General features: G+C 40.8%; 13 protein-coding genes. 7 read left to right on the top strand and 6 right to left on the bottom strand.

The genetic code is table 11. The features are described from left to right. The first annotated feature begins 29 nt into the window (after window positions 1-29). The 4 genes from ABZB17_RS02440 to ABZB17_RS02425 all read left to right on the top strand — a co-directional run bounded on the left by ABZB17_RS02440 (window position 30) and on the right by ABZB17_RS02425 (window position 5684). On the top strand, window positions 30-377 hold the full coding sequence (locus ABZB17_RS02440; protein ID WP_372647931.1) for a DsrE family protein: 348 nt from the start codon (window positions 30-32) through the stop codon (window positions 375-377). Window positions 378-742: 365 nt separating this feature from the next. After that, complete coding sequence (locus ABZB17_RS02435; RefSeq protein WP_372647930.1) at window positions 743-1990, top strand: competence/damage-inducible protein A; 1248 nt, start codon at window positions 743-745, stop codon at window positions 1988-1990. 240 nt (window positions 1991-2230) lie between these two features. Beyond that, window positions 2231-4699, top strand: a complete 2469-nt coding sequence (locus tag ABZB17_RS02430; protein WP_372647929.1) for an AsmA family protein — start codon at window positions 2231-2233, stop codon at window positions 4697-4699. Window positions 4700-4880: 181 nt separating this feature from the next. After that, complete coding sequence (locus ABZB17_RS02425) at window positions 4881-5684, top strand: SDR family oxidoreductase (RefSeq protein WP_372647928.1); 804 nt, start codon at window positions 4881-4883, stop codon at window positions 5682-5684. A gap of 176 nt (window positions 5685-5860) precedes the next feature. Here ABZB17_RS02425 and ahpF read toward each other — a convergent pair whose 3' ends face one another. Both ahpF and ahpC read right to left on the bottom strand, forming a co-directional pair. Further along, window positions 5861-7420, bottom strand: coding sequence for an alkyl hydroperoxide reductase subunit F (ahpF, locus tag ABZB17_RS02420; protein ID WP_372647927.1), 1560 nt, complete (start codon window positions 7418-7420; stop codon window positions 5861-5863). Between the two features lie 71 nt (window positions 7421-7491). After that, a complete protein-coding gene (ahpC, locus tag ABZB17_RS02415) occupies window positions 7492-8055 on the bottom strand; it encodes an alkyl hydroperoxide reductase subunit C (RefSeq protein ID WP_372647926.1) in 564 nt (187 codons plus the stop codon). A gap of 123 nt (window positions 8056-8178) precedes the next feature. On the opposite strand from ahpC, the gene ABZB17_RS02410 reads away from it, so the two are divergent. Beyond that, window positions 8179-9102, top strand: coding sequence for a LysR substrate-binding domain-containing protein (locus ABZB17_RS02410; RefSeq protein WP_372647925.1), 924 nt, complete (start codon window positions 8179-8181; stop codon window positions 9100-9102). Window positions 9103-9163: 61 nt separating this feature from the next. Here the strand turns inward: ABZB17_RS02410 and rocD are convergent, their stop codons facing one another. The 3 genes from rocD to ABZB17_RS02395 all read right to left on the bottom strand — a co-directional run bounded on the left by rocD (window position 9164) and on the right by ABZB17_RS02395 (window position 13687). Further along, complete coding sequence (gene rocD / locus ABZB17_RS02405) at window positions 9164-10387, bottom strand: ornithine--oxo-acid transaminase (RefSeq protein ID WP_372647924.1); 1224 nt, start codon at window positions 10385-10387, stop codon at window positions 9164-9166. 223 nt (window positions 10388-10610) lie between these two features. After that, on the bottom strand, window positions 10611-12665 hold the full coding sequence (locus tag ABZB17_RS02400; RefSeq protein ID WP_372647923.1) for a BatA domain-containing protein: 2055 nt from the start codon (window positions 12663-12665) through the stop codon (window positions 10611-10613). 44 nt (window positions 12666-12709) lie between these two features. Next, window positions 12710-13687: an isoaspartyl peptidase/L-asparaginase family protein gene (locus tag ABZB17_RS02395; protein WP_372647922.1), complete on the bottom strand. Its 978-nt coding sequence runs from the start codon at window positions 13685-13687 to the stop codon at window positions 12710-12712. A 196-nt stretch (window positions 13688-13883) separates the two neighbouring features. Here ABZB17_RS02395 and ABZB17_RS02390 point away from each other — a divergent pair, with 196 nt between their 5' ends. After that, window positions 13884-14762 carry a MerR family transcriptional regulator gene (locus tag ABZB17_RS02390; protein WP_372647921.1) on the top strand — a complete coding sequence of 293 codons (879 nt, stop codon included), beginning with the start codon at window positions 13884-13886 and terminating at the stop codon, window positions 14760-14762. Between the two features lie 9 nt (window positions 14763-14771). On the opposite strand, the gene ABZB17_RS02385 is transcribed toward ABZB17_RS02390, so the two are convergent. Beyond that, window positions 14772-14984, bottom strand: a complete 213-nt coding sequence (locus tag ABZB17_RS02385; RefSeq protein WP_372647920.1) for a hypothetical protein — start codon at window positions 14982-14984, stop codon at window positions 14772-14774. Between the two features lie 266 nt (window positions 14985-15250). Between ABZB17_RS02385 and ABZB17_RS02380 the strand changes: the two genes are divergently transcribed. Beyond that, on the top strand, window positions 15251-16252 hold the full coding sequence (locus ABZB17_RS02380; protein ID WP_372647918.1) for a hypothetical protein: 1002 nt from the start codon (window positions 15251-15253) through the stop codon (window positions 16250-16252). Window positions 16253-16584 lie beyond the last annotated feature (332 nt).

The following is a 16584-nucleotide window of genomic DNA, read 5'->3' as shown; positions in this document are numbered from 1 at the left end:
TACTTTTGTGCTAACAAAACAAAACACAAATGAATTCTTTCAAAAATACACTCATTCAAATCACACATAACGGAATGGGATCAGGCAAAGAAGAACTGGGGCAACTACTGGTAAAAAACTACCTGACATTACTTTGCGAAGAAGAAGAAGTTCCCAAAGTGATTACCTTTTACAATGAAGGGGTGAAACTTATCTGCTCCGGTTCTGAAGCACTTGAGCCTTTGAAGCAGCTCGCCGAAAAAGGCGTAAAACTGGTGGCTTGCAAAACATGTCTAAACCATTTTCAATTGCTGGAAAAAGTTGAAATCGGTATAGCCGGAACAATGGTTGACATTATGCATTTTCAGAAAGTGGCGGAAAAGGTTGTGAACCTCTAAATCAATCCTGAATACTTTAATGCGATAATGCTTAAATGAGAACTCGCAGCTAGTGGCTCTTTTGGCTATTGCCTTTGGCCTATCTAGGGGATGAAGGATTGGCAGACTGAATATGAAGACTGTGAGCACTGAGCACTGAGCACTGAGCACTGAGATTTGCCAATTGTTTATTTGCCTACTGCCAACTTTTCACTTTTGCTCTCCTACTAATAGCTAGAGCTCGTAGTTATCTCCCCTGTTAAAGATCTCTCCTCGTGCCTCGTCGAGATGACAGCTGTTCTAACTTTTGCCTTTCTACTTTGTCCTTTTGCCTTTTATAATGTTAAATTTGCTAATCCTAAAACAAGTGCAATTAAATTAAAGGAATGAAAGCAGAAATTATTACAATAGGCGATGAAATACTGATCGGGCAGATTGTTGATACCAACTCGGCCTGGATGGGCGAGCAGTTTAACCTGAACGGTATTGAAATTTACCAGATCACTTCGGTTCACGATGATCACTATCATATTATGCGAGCCATAAAAAATGCAGAAGAACATGCCGACCTGGTGGTAATTACCGGCGGACTTGGCCCCACCAAAGACGATATTACCAAACACACACTTTGCGAGTATTTCAACACCAAACTGGTTTTTCACGAACCCACTTTAAAAACCATTTACGAGCGATTCAAATTCCGAGGAATTGATATGAACAAGATGAATCGCGACCAGGCAATGTTGCCCGAATCGTGTACGATTCTACCCAATAAAATGGGAACAGCGCCGGGCATGTGGTTCGAGAAAAACGATACCATTTTTGTGTCGATGCCGGGTGTACCTTTTGAAATGCAATACCTGGTAGAATTTGAATTGTTACCTCGTTTACGCGAAACCGGACGAACTAAAGCAATTTTTCATAAAACGGTGCTGACACAGGGTGTTCCTGAATCGATGCTGGCCGAACGAATTGCCGATTGGGAAGATGCTTTGCCTACGCACATTAAACTGGCTTATTTACCCAATCCGATGGCCGTAAGGCTGCGGCTTTCCGCAATTGGCTACAATGTGGAGTCTTTAAAAAGCGATGTGGAGAGCGAAATAGAAAAGCTTAAAAACATAATTCCGGAGGCCATTTACGGCTACGATCTAGAAACGATGGCGGAGGTAATTGGTCGTGAATTGGTGCAGCAAAACAAAAAACTGGCTGTTGCCGAAAGTTGCACGGGCGGTTATATTTCGCACCTGATCACATCCGTTGCCGGAAGTTCGGAATATTACAACGGCTCCATTACATCGTATTCAAACGAAATGAAAGAGCAGTTGCTTGGCGTTAGCCGCGAAAATCTGGAAAAATACGGCGCTGTTAGCGAGCAGGTGGCACGCGAAATGGTGGAAGGCGTAAAACGTGTAATGAAGGCCGATTATGCTGTGGCAACCACCGGAATAGCCGGACCAACAGGAGGTACAGAAGAAAAACCGGTTGGAACGGTTTGGATCGCTGTTTCGGGACCGGAGAAAACATTGGTGAAAAAATACACCTTTGTTGGCGATCAGCGCGACCGAAATATTGTACGCTCCGGCCAGACGGCGCTGCAATTGCTGCGACGAATGGTACTTGGCGAGCTATAATTTTCAGCTTCGGTCTGTCGTCTTCAATCTTCCAACTTTTTAACAACTTCTAACGTTCTTAAACGTTCTAATGATGTATTTTTGAATCAGAAAACAGAAAAATATGAAACGAACATGAAATTTTTCATTCAAAAATTACAAAAACAAGAATGAATAAATTTTATGTGAGAGCGACGGATGGAGCGGTTCCATCTGTCAAATTTGAATTTTTAAATTATCAGAAAATTGAAATTTATACAGATGAAACGAATTATTGTAATTATACTCATCGCAATTGTAGTGCTTTTTGGAGCCGTTTTGGCAATTCCGGTGTTTTTCAAACAGAATATTCTGAATACAGCAAAAAACACCCTCAATAAACAATTAAATGCCGAGGTTGAATTTGCCGATCTGAAACTGTCGTTGTTTAAAAATTTCCCAAAAGTAACTGTTGATCTGCAGGATGTACTGATCAAAGGGAAAGGTGAGTTTGCGCAGGATACTTTACTGAATATCCCGCGTTTTGCTGCAACAATGAATTTGTCATCGCTTTTTAGTTCCGATCGCAGTATTGAGGAAATGATTCTTGAAAAACCCTCGCTGAATTTGGTTGTTGCAGAATCAGGAAATGTAAACTGGGATGTTGCTCCGGCTTCGGCTGAAAAAGAAAGTACAACCGGGGCTGATGCTGAAGAGTTTCAGTTGGCGCTCGAAAATATTGAGGTGAATGATGCACGACTGATTTATAACGATAAGTTGGCAAAAATGCGTGCCGATCTGGAAGACATCAACCTGGATATTTCGGGCGAAATGTTTGGCAATACTACACAACTGAATATTGGGGGAGTGGTTAGCAATCTTACCTATTCAATGGAAGGGATTAACTATGTGTCGAATACTTCGCTGGATTTGAAAACCTTGCTTGACGTTGATTTTGAATCGATGCTGTTTACGATTGCCGAAAGCGAGTTGCTGATCAACCGTTTGCCACTTGAATTGAGTGGCGATGTTAGCGTGCCCAACGACACTACCTTTCTGAATCTTCAGCTAAAAACAAAAGCCTCGGATTTCGAGAACTTTTTAGCGCTGGTTCCCAAAGATTACGAGGAATATTTAAAAGACATTACAACCACCGGATCGGCAACGATTTCAGGGGGCGTTTCGGGCTATTACATTGATGAGGATTATCCGAAAATAGACTTGCAGGTTAAAGTCGACAATGGCAACTTTAAGTATGCCGAAATGCCGGAGGAAATCAAAAATATCAGAGCCGAAATGCTGATCTGGAAACCTCAGGGCGATCTTGATCTGCTGAAAATAAACATCAACAAAGCACACGCCGAGATTCGTAATAACCCGGTTGATCTGACATTGAAAATCTCGAATCCGGTAAGCGATCCTTTATTTGATGGCGCATTTGTTGGCAAAATAAATCTCGATCATTTAAAAGATGCGCTGCCAATGGACAGCGTAAATATTTCAGGAATTATTGATGCCAATCTGTTTGCCAACGGTCGTTATTCCGATGTTGAAGCAGAGGCTTACGACAAAATAAAATCGGATGGTGTAGTGCTGTTAAACAACTTTGTTTACGATTCGCCTGACCTCACGCAACAGGTAGTAATTCCATCCGGGAGATTGGATTTTTCGCCACAAAACATAACCCTCGGAAACTTTACACTTAAAGTTGGTGAAAGCGATTTTCGTTTGTCGGGAAAAGTGAGTAATTACCTGAATTATGTGATGAAAGACGGTGTGCTGAAAGGGAATCTGCAGCTGAATTCGAACTACGTAAACTTAAACGAATTGCTTCGTTTACAGGTAGTGGAAGAAGAGGCTGAGCAAAATGCGGAAACAGAACTGGAAACACTGGCTTTTGATGTACCTGAAAATATCGATATCACCTTCCGTTCATCAATAAACCGTGCCGTTTTCAACCGCATTCCGATTACAGACATAAAAGGCGAAGTTCGGGCAGTGGATAAAAAACTGATCCTCGACGGACTGGACATGAATATGCTGGATGGAAAAATGACCATGAACGGATCGTACGAAAATACCGCTCAAAACCAGCCTTTGTTTGACTTTGGTTTTGATATTGCCGGCTTTGATATTCCTACTATGTACCATACGGTAGCAGGGTTCCGGAAACTGATTCCGGGCGCTGGAAACAGTACCGGGAAACTCAGCACAAGTTTGGGAATGAAAGGCCGCTTGAGCCCGCAGCTTAAGCTGATTGCTGCCACAACCAATGGAAAAGGATCATTCAGCACCAATAATGTTGAAATTAATGATTCGCCATTGTTTAACCAACTGAGCGGGATTCTGAAAAAGGAAAAACTTAGGAATGTAACTATCGGCGATTTTACAGCAAATTTAACCGTTGAAGACGGAAGCCTGTTGTTGCGTCCGTTTACCACTAAAGTGATTGGGCAGGAAACAACCATTCGCGGAAGTTTAAATGCGGAAAGTTTACTCGATATGCGACTGGATTTTAATGTCGAGCGGGAAATGTTTGGCCCCGATATTCAGAAAATACTGGCTGTGTTACCGGGAAATGAAAAGATTACCATGCTACCGGCCGGAGTTGTTCTGAAAGGTCCGGTTGGCGATGCAAAAGTAAATCTTGATTTAAGTGCCACTCAAAAAGCAGTTACCGATGCCACAAAAGACGATTTGAAAAACTCGTTGAATAAATTGGGCGACGGTCTTAAGAAATTATTCAAATAACATTTACCGCCAATTGGTTTAAACCGGATGGTGTAACTTTATTATCAGAATAGCTTTTGAATATTCTGTGGGGTTTTGTTGTATAATATTAGGTAATCCTCAGAATAAACACAGAAAAATGCGTATTTTGCCGACGCAAATTAACTGGGTAACCAGACAGCATTATCAATTGAATTAGTAAATGACAGACAAAGTAGTTGTAATTACCGGAGCTTCGTCAGGAATAGGAAAAGCACTAGCCGAAAAATATGCAGCAAAGGGTTTCAACCTGGTATTGGCTGCGCGCAGAATTGAGCGTTTAGAGGCGTTGAAACAAAAACTTTCCAATGTTGAAGTTTTGCCGGTAAAAACCGATGTCTCGAATGAAGAGGATTGCAAGCATTTGATCGATAAAGCAATCGAGCGCTTCGGAAAAATCAATATTCTTATTAATAATGCAGGAATTTCGATGCGGGCCTTACTCGAAGACGTTGAAACCGAAGTATTACGAAAAGTAATGGACGTGAACTACTGGGGCACCGTTTATTGCACCAAATATGCTTTGCCGTATTTGTTGGAACAAAAAGGTTCTGTTGTTGGCGTGATTTCAACAGGAGGATACATTGGTTTGCCCGGACGTACCGGCTATTCATCATCAAAATTTGCAGTACGTGGATTTTTAGATACACTTCGGGTTGAATATTTGCGTGCCGGATTGCATGTTTTAGTAGTAGCTCCAGGTTTTACAGCTTCTGAAATTCGCGAAACCGCGCTGGTTGCCGATGGAAGTCAGCAGGGAAAAACACCACGCAACGAAAATAAAATGATGTCGGCCGAACGTTGTGCATCTATTATGTATCGTGCCATTAAAAACCGCCGACGTAAAATGATCGTTTCTTTCTGGGATGGAAAGGTGATTGTTCTGGTGGCTAAACTCTGGGCCTGGTTGGTCGATCAGATTCTTTATGCTGTTTTCAAAAACGAACCCGATTCACCGTTGAAATAGATGCTACCTGCGAGCCACTAGCTGCGAGTAACGAGTATCCAGCATCCAGTATCGGGTATCCAGTTGAGCGAAGCGAAATCCCGACCGGAAGCGTCGGGGAATCCAAACGAAAAAAATCCCGACAGAATGCCGGGATGATTTAAAAACGAAAATGTATCACTGTTAATTATCAGTTGTTAATTCTGAACCAGCTTATTTTTAATCTTGTCCTCAAAGGCTGAGAGGGCAGCTTTCGATCCTTCGCCCATTGCAATTACAATTTGTTTGTAAGGAACTACCGAAACGTCTCCGGCGGCATAAACGCCCGCTTGTTTTGTGCGGCAATGTGCGTCAATCTCAATTTCTCCCATTCGGTTGGTATCAACCACTTCGGAGAATACTTTACTGTTGGCTTGTAGTCCGATTTGAACAAACACACCATCAGTAGTAATTGTTTCTGTTTTTTCTGTTTCTTTGTTTTTGTATTCCAACGCAACTACTTTGTTGCCATCGCCTTTAATGGCTGTGGTTTGTACATTGGTGTGAATCGTAACATTTGGTAATGTTTTTAGTTTGTCTTGCAAAACCTGGTCGCCTTTTAGCTCCTCTGTAAACTCAAGCACGGTAACTTCCGATGCGATTGATGATAAATCGATGGCTGCTTCCAACCCGGAGTTTCCTCCACCCACTACAACTACTTTTTTGCCTTTGTAGAATGGTCCGTCGCAGTGTGTGCAAAATGCTACTCCTGATCCGATGTATTCGTTTTCGCCGGGAACCCCCAAACGTTTCCAGCTTGCACCGGTGGCAATGATCAGTGCCGGGGTTTTAAATGTTTCGTTTAATGAAGTCTGCACTTCTTTAACACCATCTTTTAATGCTACGTTTTCAACGCGGCGGTTTTCAAGAACATCAATAGGATAATCATTCAGGTGACTAATCAAATCAGCCGAAAGTTTTGTCCCGGTGGTTTGAGGTATTGAAATCATGTTTTCAATCGAAACCGTTTCGTTAAGCTGACCGCCAACTTTTTCGGCAACCAGGGCAACTGAAAATCCTTTTCGTGCTGAATAAACCGCAGCTGATACGCCGGCAGGTCCACCGCCAACAACTACTACATCATATTCTTTCTCAACGGGTGCTCTTGTAACAGGTTCCGATCCTACTTTTTCTGCCAGTTTTGCCAGCAACTCACCGATTGATGAGCGGCCAACATGTAATTGTTCGCCATTGGCATAAACCGTTGGAACAGCCTGTATTCCCAGCGCTTCAACTTCTTCTTTGTTAATTTGTCCGTCGATAATTTCGTGCCGGATGTTTGGGTTTAATAAGGTTAATACATTCAATGCCTGAACCACCTCAGGGCAATTGGTACAGCTTAGCGAAATGTAGCTTTTTAGTACAATCTCGCCTTTTAGCCCTTTTATCTGGTTGGCAACCGCTTCGTCGGGCAGGTTTTTACCAATGCCGTCGAGGTTTAAAATTGCGGTTAGCAACGACGGGAATTCATGCCCGTTGGGTATTGCGCGAAAAATGATGTTTGTGGGGGTGTTGTTTTTTAAGATGGTAAATTCCAGCTCTTTTCCTTCTTCAATAGTAACATCAAATTTTTCCGAGGTAGATGCAACGTCATCCAACAAGCCAATTAGCTGGGCTTTGTCAGAATGAGAATTTGCAACTGCAACCTGAAAGGTGTAATTGTTTTTAAGGGGGCTGAAAACCTCTTGTAATTTATATTTTATGGCTTGTTGTAACATGACTTTGGTTTTTACAGGAGCAGTCGAAAACGCTGCTCCTGATTTTTTAAGATTTATTTTTGAGACGTTTATTAAATCACACCAACAAGATCGATGCTTGGCTCTAATGTTTTCTGTCCTTCTTCCCATTTTGCCGGACAAACTTCCGATGGGTTTTCAGCAACAAATTGCAATGCTTTCAAACGGCGAAGCAGCTCATCTGCATTTCTACCTACGTTTCCTGCTACCACTTCATAAGCAACAATTTCGCCTTGTGGATTTACAATAAAAGTTCCACGCTCAGCCAAACCGGCTTCTTCAATCATTACATCAAATCCGCGTGACAAAACTCCTGTTGGATCGGCCAACATCGGGTATTTGATTTTTTTAATTGTTTCTGAAGTGTCGTGCCATGCTTTGTGAACGAAATGCGTATCAGTTGAAACCGAATAAATCTCGGCACCGGTTGCTTTAAATTCTTCGTACTTGTTTGCCAGGTCTTCCAACTCGGTAGGACACACGAATGTGAAATCGGCAGGGTAGAAGAAAAAGATCGACCATTTACCTAATACATCTTCTTTTTTTACTGTTTTGAAAGCGTTGTTTGTAAAAGCTTGTACTTCAAAATCTACTACTTGTTTTCCAATTTGTGACATAGTTTTTTTCTTTAAATATTTAACTTACTTGTGTTTCTCTTAAATTTCTGTTGCAAACATAATGCGCCCTGTGATATTAATCAAACAGATAAAATGTATATTTGTATAGATAAAATCAATATCATGACGTTGCAACAATTGGAATATATACTGGCGGTAAATAAATACAGGCACTTTGTTACTGCATCGAAGCAATGCGGGGTTACACAACCCACATTAAGTACGATGATACAAAAGCTGGAAACCGAGCTGGGAGTTGATATTTTTGATCGGTCGAAACATCCGATAGAACCAACTGCGCTGGGTAGAAAGATTATTGAACAGGCAGAACGGTCGCTAAAAGAGATTCGAAAAATCGGGGAACTGGTATCGAATGAAACCGATTCGTTAAGCGGGGCGTTACATGTTGGTGTTATTCCAACTTTGGCCAACTACCTGGTGCCTCGTTTTATTAAATCGTTTGGCGAAAGCTGCCCAACAGTGCAACTTACCATTTCGGAGATGAACACGGCAACGTTGGTTGAAACGCTTAAAAAAGACCGGATAGATATGTTTATCGCTGCAACACCGCTTGATGAGCCCGACTTTTTGGAGATACCTTTATTTTACGAACGTTTTTATGCCTATTTCGATGCTGATCATCCACTGAAAGATGTGCCGCTAAACCCTGCAAATATGCCGCAGGAAAAATTGTGGGTGCTGGAAGAAGGCCACTGTTTGCGCGACCAGGTTTTTAATTTCTGCGCCACTAAACTGCCATACAATCATATTTTTGAAGCCGGAAGTATCGATACCCTGGTACGAATTGTTGATTTAAACGGTGGTTATACTTTAATTCCCGAATTGCATTTGCCTTTGTTAAGTGATGAGCAACGCAAAAATGTGCGCGAAATTAAAGATCCACCAGCGATTCGCGAGGTGTCGATTGTTATTCACAAGAATTTTGTGAAAGAGCGGATTTTAAACGAAGTAGGAGAGGCATTCAAAGCTATCATTCCGGATGAAATGATTGATGAGCGCTTAAAAAAGTTTGCTATCAGGTTGTAATTAGTTGAAAGGAAGTATAGTGATACTATCACTTCAAGTGATAGTATCACTATTTTTTGGATTAAACTTTAAATTCTTTCAACGTAGTTTTAATAATTTCAATCGCTTCCATCAATTGTTCTTCAGTAATAACCAAAGGAGGTGTAAAACGAATGATATGCTCGTGTGTTGGTTTGGCAATCAGTCCGTTTTCTTTTAGTGCCAGACAAACGTCCCACGCTGTTTTTCCATTGGTTGGTTTTATGGCAACAGCGTTCAGCAGTCCTTTTCCGCGCACCACTTCAACTAATGGCGAATTAATCGACCGCATTTCTTCGCGGAAGATTTTACCCAGTCGCTCCGCATTTTCAACCAGTTTTTCGTCCTGAATAACATCGAGTGCCGCCATGGCAACTTTTCCTGCAATCGGGTTACCACCGTAAGTACTACCGTGCTCACCGGGTTTTATGGTCAGCATAATTTCATCGTCGGCCATAACGCACGAAACCGGGTAAATTCCGCCCGACAACGCTTTCCCCAGCACCAAAATATCGGGGCGAACATCTTCATGATCGCAAGCCAGCATTTTTCCTGTGCGGGCCAAACCGGTTTGCACTTCGTCGGCTACAAACAGCACATTGTATTTTTTACACAACTCACTGGCTTTTTTCAGGTAGCCGTCTTCCGGAACATAAACGCCTGCTTCTGCCTGAATAGGCTCCACAAGAAAACCTGCCACGTTCGGATCCTGCAACTCTTCTTCCAGTCGTTCAAGATCGTTGTAAGGTATATTTACAAAACCGGGTGTGTACGGCCCATAATCGCTGTAGGAATCCGGATCGCTGGACATGGAAATGATGGTGATGGTACGCCCGTGGAAATTACCGTCGCAAACCACAATTTTGGCTTCGTTTGTTGGAATGCCTTTTACTTTATAGGCCCATTTGCGAATCAGTTTTAAAGCTGTTTCATCCGCTTCGGCCCCCGAGTTCATCGGCAACATTTTATCGTAACCAAACAGTTTGGTCATATACTCTTCCCAATCGCCCAACACGTCGTTGTAAAATGCCCTCGACGTTAATGCCAGCGTTTTTGCCTGTTCGGTAAGCGCATCAATAATTTTTGGGTGACAGTGCCCCTGGTTTACAGCTGAATACGCCGCCAGAAAATCGAAATACTTTTTACCCTCAACATCCCATACAAAAACGCCTTCGCCTTTCGATAGAACAACTGGTAGCGGGTGGTAATTGTGAGCGCCAAATTTATCCTCTTTGGCGATGTAGTCTGCAGAACTTAATTTAGTCATAGTGTAGCTTTTTATAATCGTCGTTTTATTTCTCGCAGATAACGCTGAATTAGGCTGAAACTCCTCTTGGGATTATTATTTGCGCGGATTTGCGTAATCTGCGAGAAACTGTGATCTTATTTTAATGCAGAATTACGATTTTTGCGCTGAAAAAGCAACGGGAGCAGTGGTGTTAAAAAGCAGTGAGAAAAATCAGCTAATTGAGCGGATACGAGTGTTTTCTCTATTTCCAGAAACGCGCAATGAGCACCTCACACGCAATAAAGAACAATGCCAGCAATAAACACCACTTCCAGAGTTGGCGGCCATTTTGAATGTCGTCGAAAATTTCAGAGAAATTGCGGTCAACTTCCTCAATAACCGTAGCATTTGTTAGCTGATTGGTTTGCAGACGGGTATTCAGTTCATTGGTCTGGAAATAGCGCAAATCCGATTCCAAACGATTATAGTTGAAGGCTATTGACGCAATGGAATTATCATCGTTTTCAATCAGGTAATGACCATCGGTAGTTATTTGTTCGCCAAACTCGAGACGTATATTTCTGCCGTTTATATTTTTTATAGGAATAAATTTTTCATCGGTTCCGGCATGCTCAATTTCTATGGATGAGTTTAGATCAACGGTCAGATTTCTGGGCAGGTTGATAAAACTGTTTTTACCAACAATAAACGACATTTCCTGTTTGGGTAAACTATTCAAAACAATGTTGTAGAGTGTTGGTACAAACAACACATCGCGGGCAAACGATTCGTTTTTTTGCGAAAGTGGGAAGGCAAAAATCCACACTTTACCATCCTGGTAATTGAGTTGCGAAAGCGCTTTATCGCCATTTTGAAAAGCCAGTAGTGTGTGCTCTTCAGTTTGCATGGTTTGTGCAAAACGGAAGTGCCCATCAACCTGTGGAAAAACCGGATTTTCTTCCCGTTTTTTAAAAACATCGGCGTAAAACTTATTCTCGTAATCAATAGCCGAAATATCCTGTTTTGTGGAATCGACACGAGCCATACGATTAGCTCCGAACGTTGCCAGTAAACGGTTTCCGGCACTCATATCGCTTATCCATTTCGGGAACAGAACCACCGAAGTTCCTGCGCTTACAACAGATTCCAGCTCATTTAATAATCCACTTGAGAAGTTGTCGATGTTCACTAAAAATATGGTGTTGTAGTCGCTCAATCGGTTGGCTTGCAGGTTTTGCCGGTTCATCTCGTCGAGTACCACATAATCATCGTTATTGAATAAGGCACGTAAATAATTCAGGCCTTCCTGCGAGTCGGCCGCATCGGTGTAAAGTGCCAGTGCTTTTAGTTTTGGCTCCACAAAATAACTGATGTACCAGTTGTTATCATGCGTAAACGGATAATCGGTAATCTCTATTTTGCCCAACTGCGCTCCACTGCTCGTGTTGTTGTATTTCAGGTTTGCAATTATTTCGTTTTGTGCTTCAACCGAGAAATTGGTAATCGATTTTATTGAGTCATTCAGGAACAGCTTTAAGGGCAAATTCTTGTAATTCTGGTTAGAACTGTTTTTAATGCGTACGAACATATTTTCTTCCTGCCCCAAACCATGAGCCGGATATTCCACCCAGCACGAATCAATGTAAAGATTGGCCACTTCGTTGGGAACCAGCGGCAGGTAATAACTGAATATCCCATTATCCGAAAAATTATCGATGTCGGTAATGCTGCGTTGAAAATCGGAAATAAAATACAGGTTTTTGTCGGCCTCGTCATCGTTCAATTCGCTGGCAAAGCGGTTGTAGATGATAGACAACGGCACCACGGTTGGGCTGGCTTGAATACCTGAAACCTGCTGAATAAACTGTTCCTTATTAAAAATGTGCTGATGTTTCGGATTTAAGTCGTTGGTAAATAACCTGAATTTTGTTCCGGGAGGGTAGGCCATACAAATTTCAAGGGTTTTATTGCGCGCCACTTCCAGTAGTTGGCCCTGTTCCGAGAGGGCATTCATCGAAAACGAATTGTCGATGTAAACGGCCACCAACTGTTTGTTTTGTTTTTGCGCATCGTCGTTGGAGGGAATAAACGGTTGGGCAAACGCAAAAACCAGGAAAATTATGGTAAGAATTCGAGCGGCAAGAAGTAGTAATTGTTTTAGCCTTGATTTCTTTTTCGATTCATTTTTGATGTCCTTTAAAAAACTGACGTTGCTAAAATACACGGTTTTATAACGCTTGAAGCTAAACAAGTGTATCAATATTGGGATGGCAACTGCCAGTAGTGCAAACAAAAATGTTGGATAAAGAAACTTCATGCCGGTTTTTCGTTGTGTCTATTTACTTTGGGACCTCAGTTTTTTTATTCGTTCTTAAAAATAGCAATTTCTTTTTCGCCGCTTGATTTTATGTATCCACGAAACATTCCGCTGGTGTTAAATTCCATGGCAATGTTACCATCGGCATCAACAGCAATAACACCACCGGTGCCTTCAAGTTCGCTTAATTTGTCGATTTCTTTTTTACAGGCCTCGGTCACACTCAGGTTTTGGTATTCCATCATTGCCGAAATATCGCGTGCAAAGCCCAAACGAATATAGTATTCGCCATGACCGGTGCATGAAACAGCACATGTTTTATTGTTGGCGTAGGTACCGGCTCCAATAATTGGTGCGTCGCCAATTCGGCCATACTTTTTGTTGGTCATTCCGCCTGTTGATGTACCTGCGCATAAATTTCCATGTGTGTCGAGAACTACGCAACCAACTGTTCCCGTATTGTCTTTTTGTGTACGCTCGCGTTCGCGTTTTAATAAACTTTGCAGCGACTGGTAACGGTGCTCAGTATAAAAATACTTGTTGGGAACGATTTCAAGTCCCTGTTTTTTTGCAAATTCCGAAGCACCCTTTCCGCTTAGCATTACATGTTCCGAGTTGTCCATAACTTCGCGCGCCGCATTTATCGGGTTTTTAATATCCTGCACGCCTGCAACGGCTCCGGCATTTAATGTTTTGCCTTCCATAATGGAAGCATCCAGTTCGTTTATTCCGTCGTGCGTAAATACAGCTCCTTTGCCGGCATTAAATAGTGGCGAGTTTTCCATTACGTTAATCACTTTCACCACAACATCGGTAGCTGCGGCACCATCTTTTAGCATTTGTTCGCCTAACTCAAGTGCTTCGTTTAACTTGGCTTTGTAATTGGCGCGGGCCTCTTCATCCATTTTGTCTTCCGACATAACGCCGGCACCTCCGTGGATAACAATAGTGTATTTCTGTGCATTGACAGTGAGCAAACCTGCTACAAAAAACAGGGCGAGAAATAAAGTTCGTTTTAACATGGTATGCATTTTCTTACAAAATTGACATAAAATTTAAAATGCTAAAGCAAACAGTCTATAATCTTACAAAAATTAATTTCTGCAGCAACATATTATATTTTTGTTTATTATTTGTAGTTTTAATCTTAAACAAAAAACCTGTTGCCAATGTTCTTAATATAGTTTAGATACGCATGACAACTTAATTTCACGAGAAATGAAAACAGAAGGATATTCAATAAAAGATTTGGAAACCTTATCGGGTATAAAGGCGCACACCATTCGAATTTGGGAGAAACGATATGATTTGCTAAAGCCTGAGCGAACCGATACCAATATCAGGTATTACACCGATGACGATTTGAAACGCATGTTAAATGTTTCGTTATTGGTGCGCAATGGTTATAAAATATCGAAAGTGGCTGCCTGGAAAGAAGCTGATATAAAACAAACCGTGCTTGATGTGGCCAAAACAAAAAAATCGGAAGAAGGTTATGTCGATCGGCTTTTACTTTTTATGGTAAATTTTGATAATGTTGGATTTACTGAGCTGGTAAACGAGATTATTGAAAAGTTTGGTTTGGAAGAGGCTATGCAAAATATATTCTTCGCCTTGTTCGAACGTATTGGTACTTTTTGGCAGGTTGGTTCTATTTTTCCGGCACAGGAACATTACATTACTAGTTTTATCCGACAGAAGATAATTGCTGCGATAGATGCACACGGCATTACTAACTCAAAAGAAAAGACCATTCTGTTTTATCTTCCTGAAGAAGAATTACACGAACTGAGTTTGTTATTTTATTCGTACCTGGCTCTAAAGTTGGGGTACAACATTATTTATTTAGGACAGTTTGTACCATTTGCCGACCTGGAAAAGATTCAGTCTCACGTTGAATTGGATTTTATATTTACAGCATTTATCAGCCCGATACAAAAGGAAAACCTGGAAAATTACCTTGAAAAGTTAAAAGAATTATACCAACAGCAAAAAGTGTTTATAACCGGTTGGCAGGTAAAGGAACACGCACCAAAATTGCCTCGAAACTTTAAAGTGGTTAAAGATTACCGCGAATTTAAAAAGTATCTTGGTTAATGAATTGAATCAATCGGGGAAGTGATTCTTATGTTTGTTGGTAGCAAAAACATTTACCCAGATAAGGAATAGCAACAGCAATAGTAATATCGATATTGATGTATAGATAATAATTGTATATAGCCGTTGGTTATCAAATGCTATTGGAAAAAACAGAACTACCGATGTTAGAATTGTAACCACGCCAACAACTGCTCCTGCATTATTTTTTAAGATTTTCATTTTACCCTCCCTGTCAGATTTACAATTTAAGGAAAATAACAACTTAAGTCAATCAAAAACAGTAAAAGAAACTTTCATTTTATCACCAGGGTATTAACAATCCTGTTGCATACTATTGATAACCTTTTTGACACACTGGTTTCACTAACTGAGCGAAATTATTAAATGGAATAAGTATAAGTTATGATAAACCTATTTTGGTGTGAATCAAAATTTCAAAGAAGCCGTAAAAGATGGAACAAGTGATAAAATTTTAAAATAAATCCATGCATCGGGTTAGTACCATTCAGAAAGAGTTTTTTCAACTCGTAAAAGAAAAATTATCCCCGAATATCTCACTTGTTTTTGAAGTTTCCAGTTTGTTGGGCATTAGCCAGGACAGTGCTTATCGAAGAATAAGGGGGGAGAAGGAGCTTACCCTTGAAGAGCTGTTTGTGCTGAAAGACTTTTTCAATATTTCGTTAGACCAGTTAAATGGAGAAGATTTATCGAGTGTAAATTTTAACTGTTCGGTAATTCAACCTCAGAATTTCAGGGTAAGCGACTGGCTGGCGAAATTGTATGAGGACACCAAACGTATCCACGATTCCAAACAACGAGAGCTTATATACGCGGCAAAAGATCCTCCGGTTTTTCATTATTTTCAGTTGCCGGAAATAGCCGCATTTAAAGTCTTTTTCTGGGAAAAAACACTTTTTCAGTTTCCTGAGTACAAAGAAAAGATGTTTTGTTTCGATGACATGGAAAATACGGCTTATGTGAATGGTAGAAAAGCACTGGCTTTAGCCTCTCAAATCCCGACTATTGAAATCTGGAACAATCATACCTTCACGATCATGCTCAGCCAAATTGAATTTTATTATGTCTCCGGTTTTTTCAAAAATAAGGACGACTTACTAAACCTGCTTGATAAAATGGAGAAGTGGATTCACCATATCCAGAAAGAGGCTGAGTTAGGTTTTAAGTTCCTTTATGGCAGCGAACCCAATGGAGTGGAGAATAATTTCAGACTGTACTACAACGAGGTTGTATTAAATGACAATACAATATTGGTTCGCACAGATAAAGGATACAGTTCCTATCTTACTTTTAACGTGATTAATTTGTTGAATACAAACAATCAGAGTTTTTGTATAGAGCTGGATAAATATTTTCGCGGACTAATTACAAAATCAAACTTAATAAGCCACACCGGAGCCAAAGAGCGCAATCGCTTTTTTAACAGTCAGCTACATGCTTTGGAACAAATGCGGTCGTCTCTTGCCTAGCAAATTTTCAATAAATTGCAGATTGAAAAGAGTGTACCAATCTGCATCAATCTGTTTTCAATCTATATCAATCTCTCCTGCTTAGGAACTTTGCATTTCATAAACTTTCATTTGGGCATGATGTCGCTGAAAAATTGAAATCTTTATCATCATTGCCGACAAGAATACAGCTCTGAACAAGCGTTTAAAAATATTAACCTGAGTTCGATTCAAAATCTTGCCTCAGTTTCTATTAATTTTTAGCAGAAATTGATTCAGATTTTAGAAGAACTATCGGGATAATTTGAGAAAATATGAAACGATTTATGTAAAAATTAGTGAAATCCGAAGGA

Origin of the sequence: Draconibacterium sp., assembly GCF_041583095.1 — a bacterium.
In the GTDB taxonomy this organism is placed as follows: domain Bacteria; phylum Bacteroidota; class Bacteroidia; order Bacteroidales; family Prolixibacteraceae; genus Draconibacterium.
Note: the sequence above shows the minus strand (reverse complement) of the source record. Positions and strands in the feature narration are given on the sequence as shown.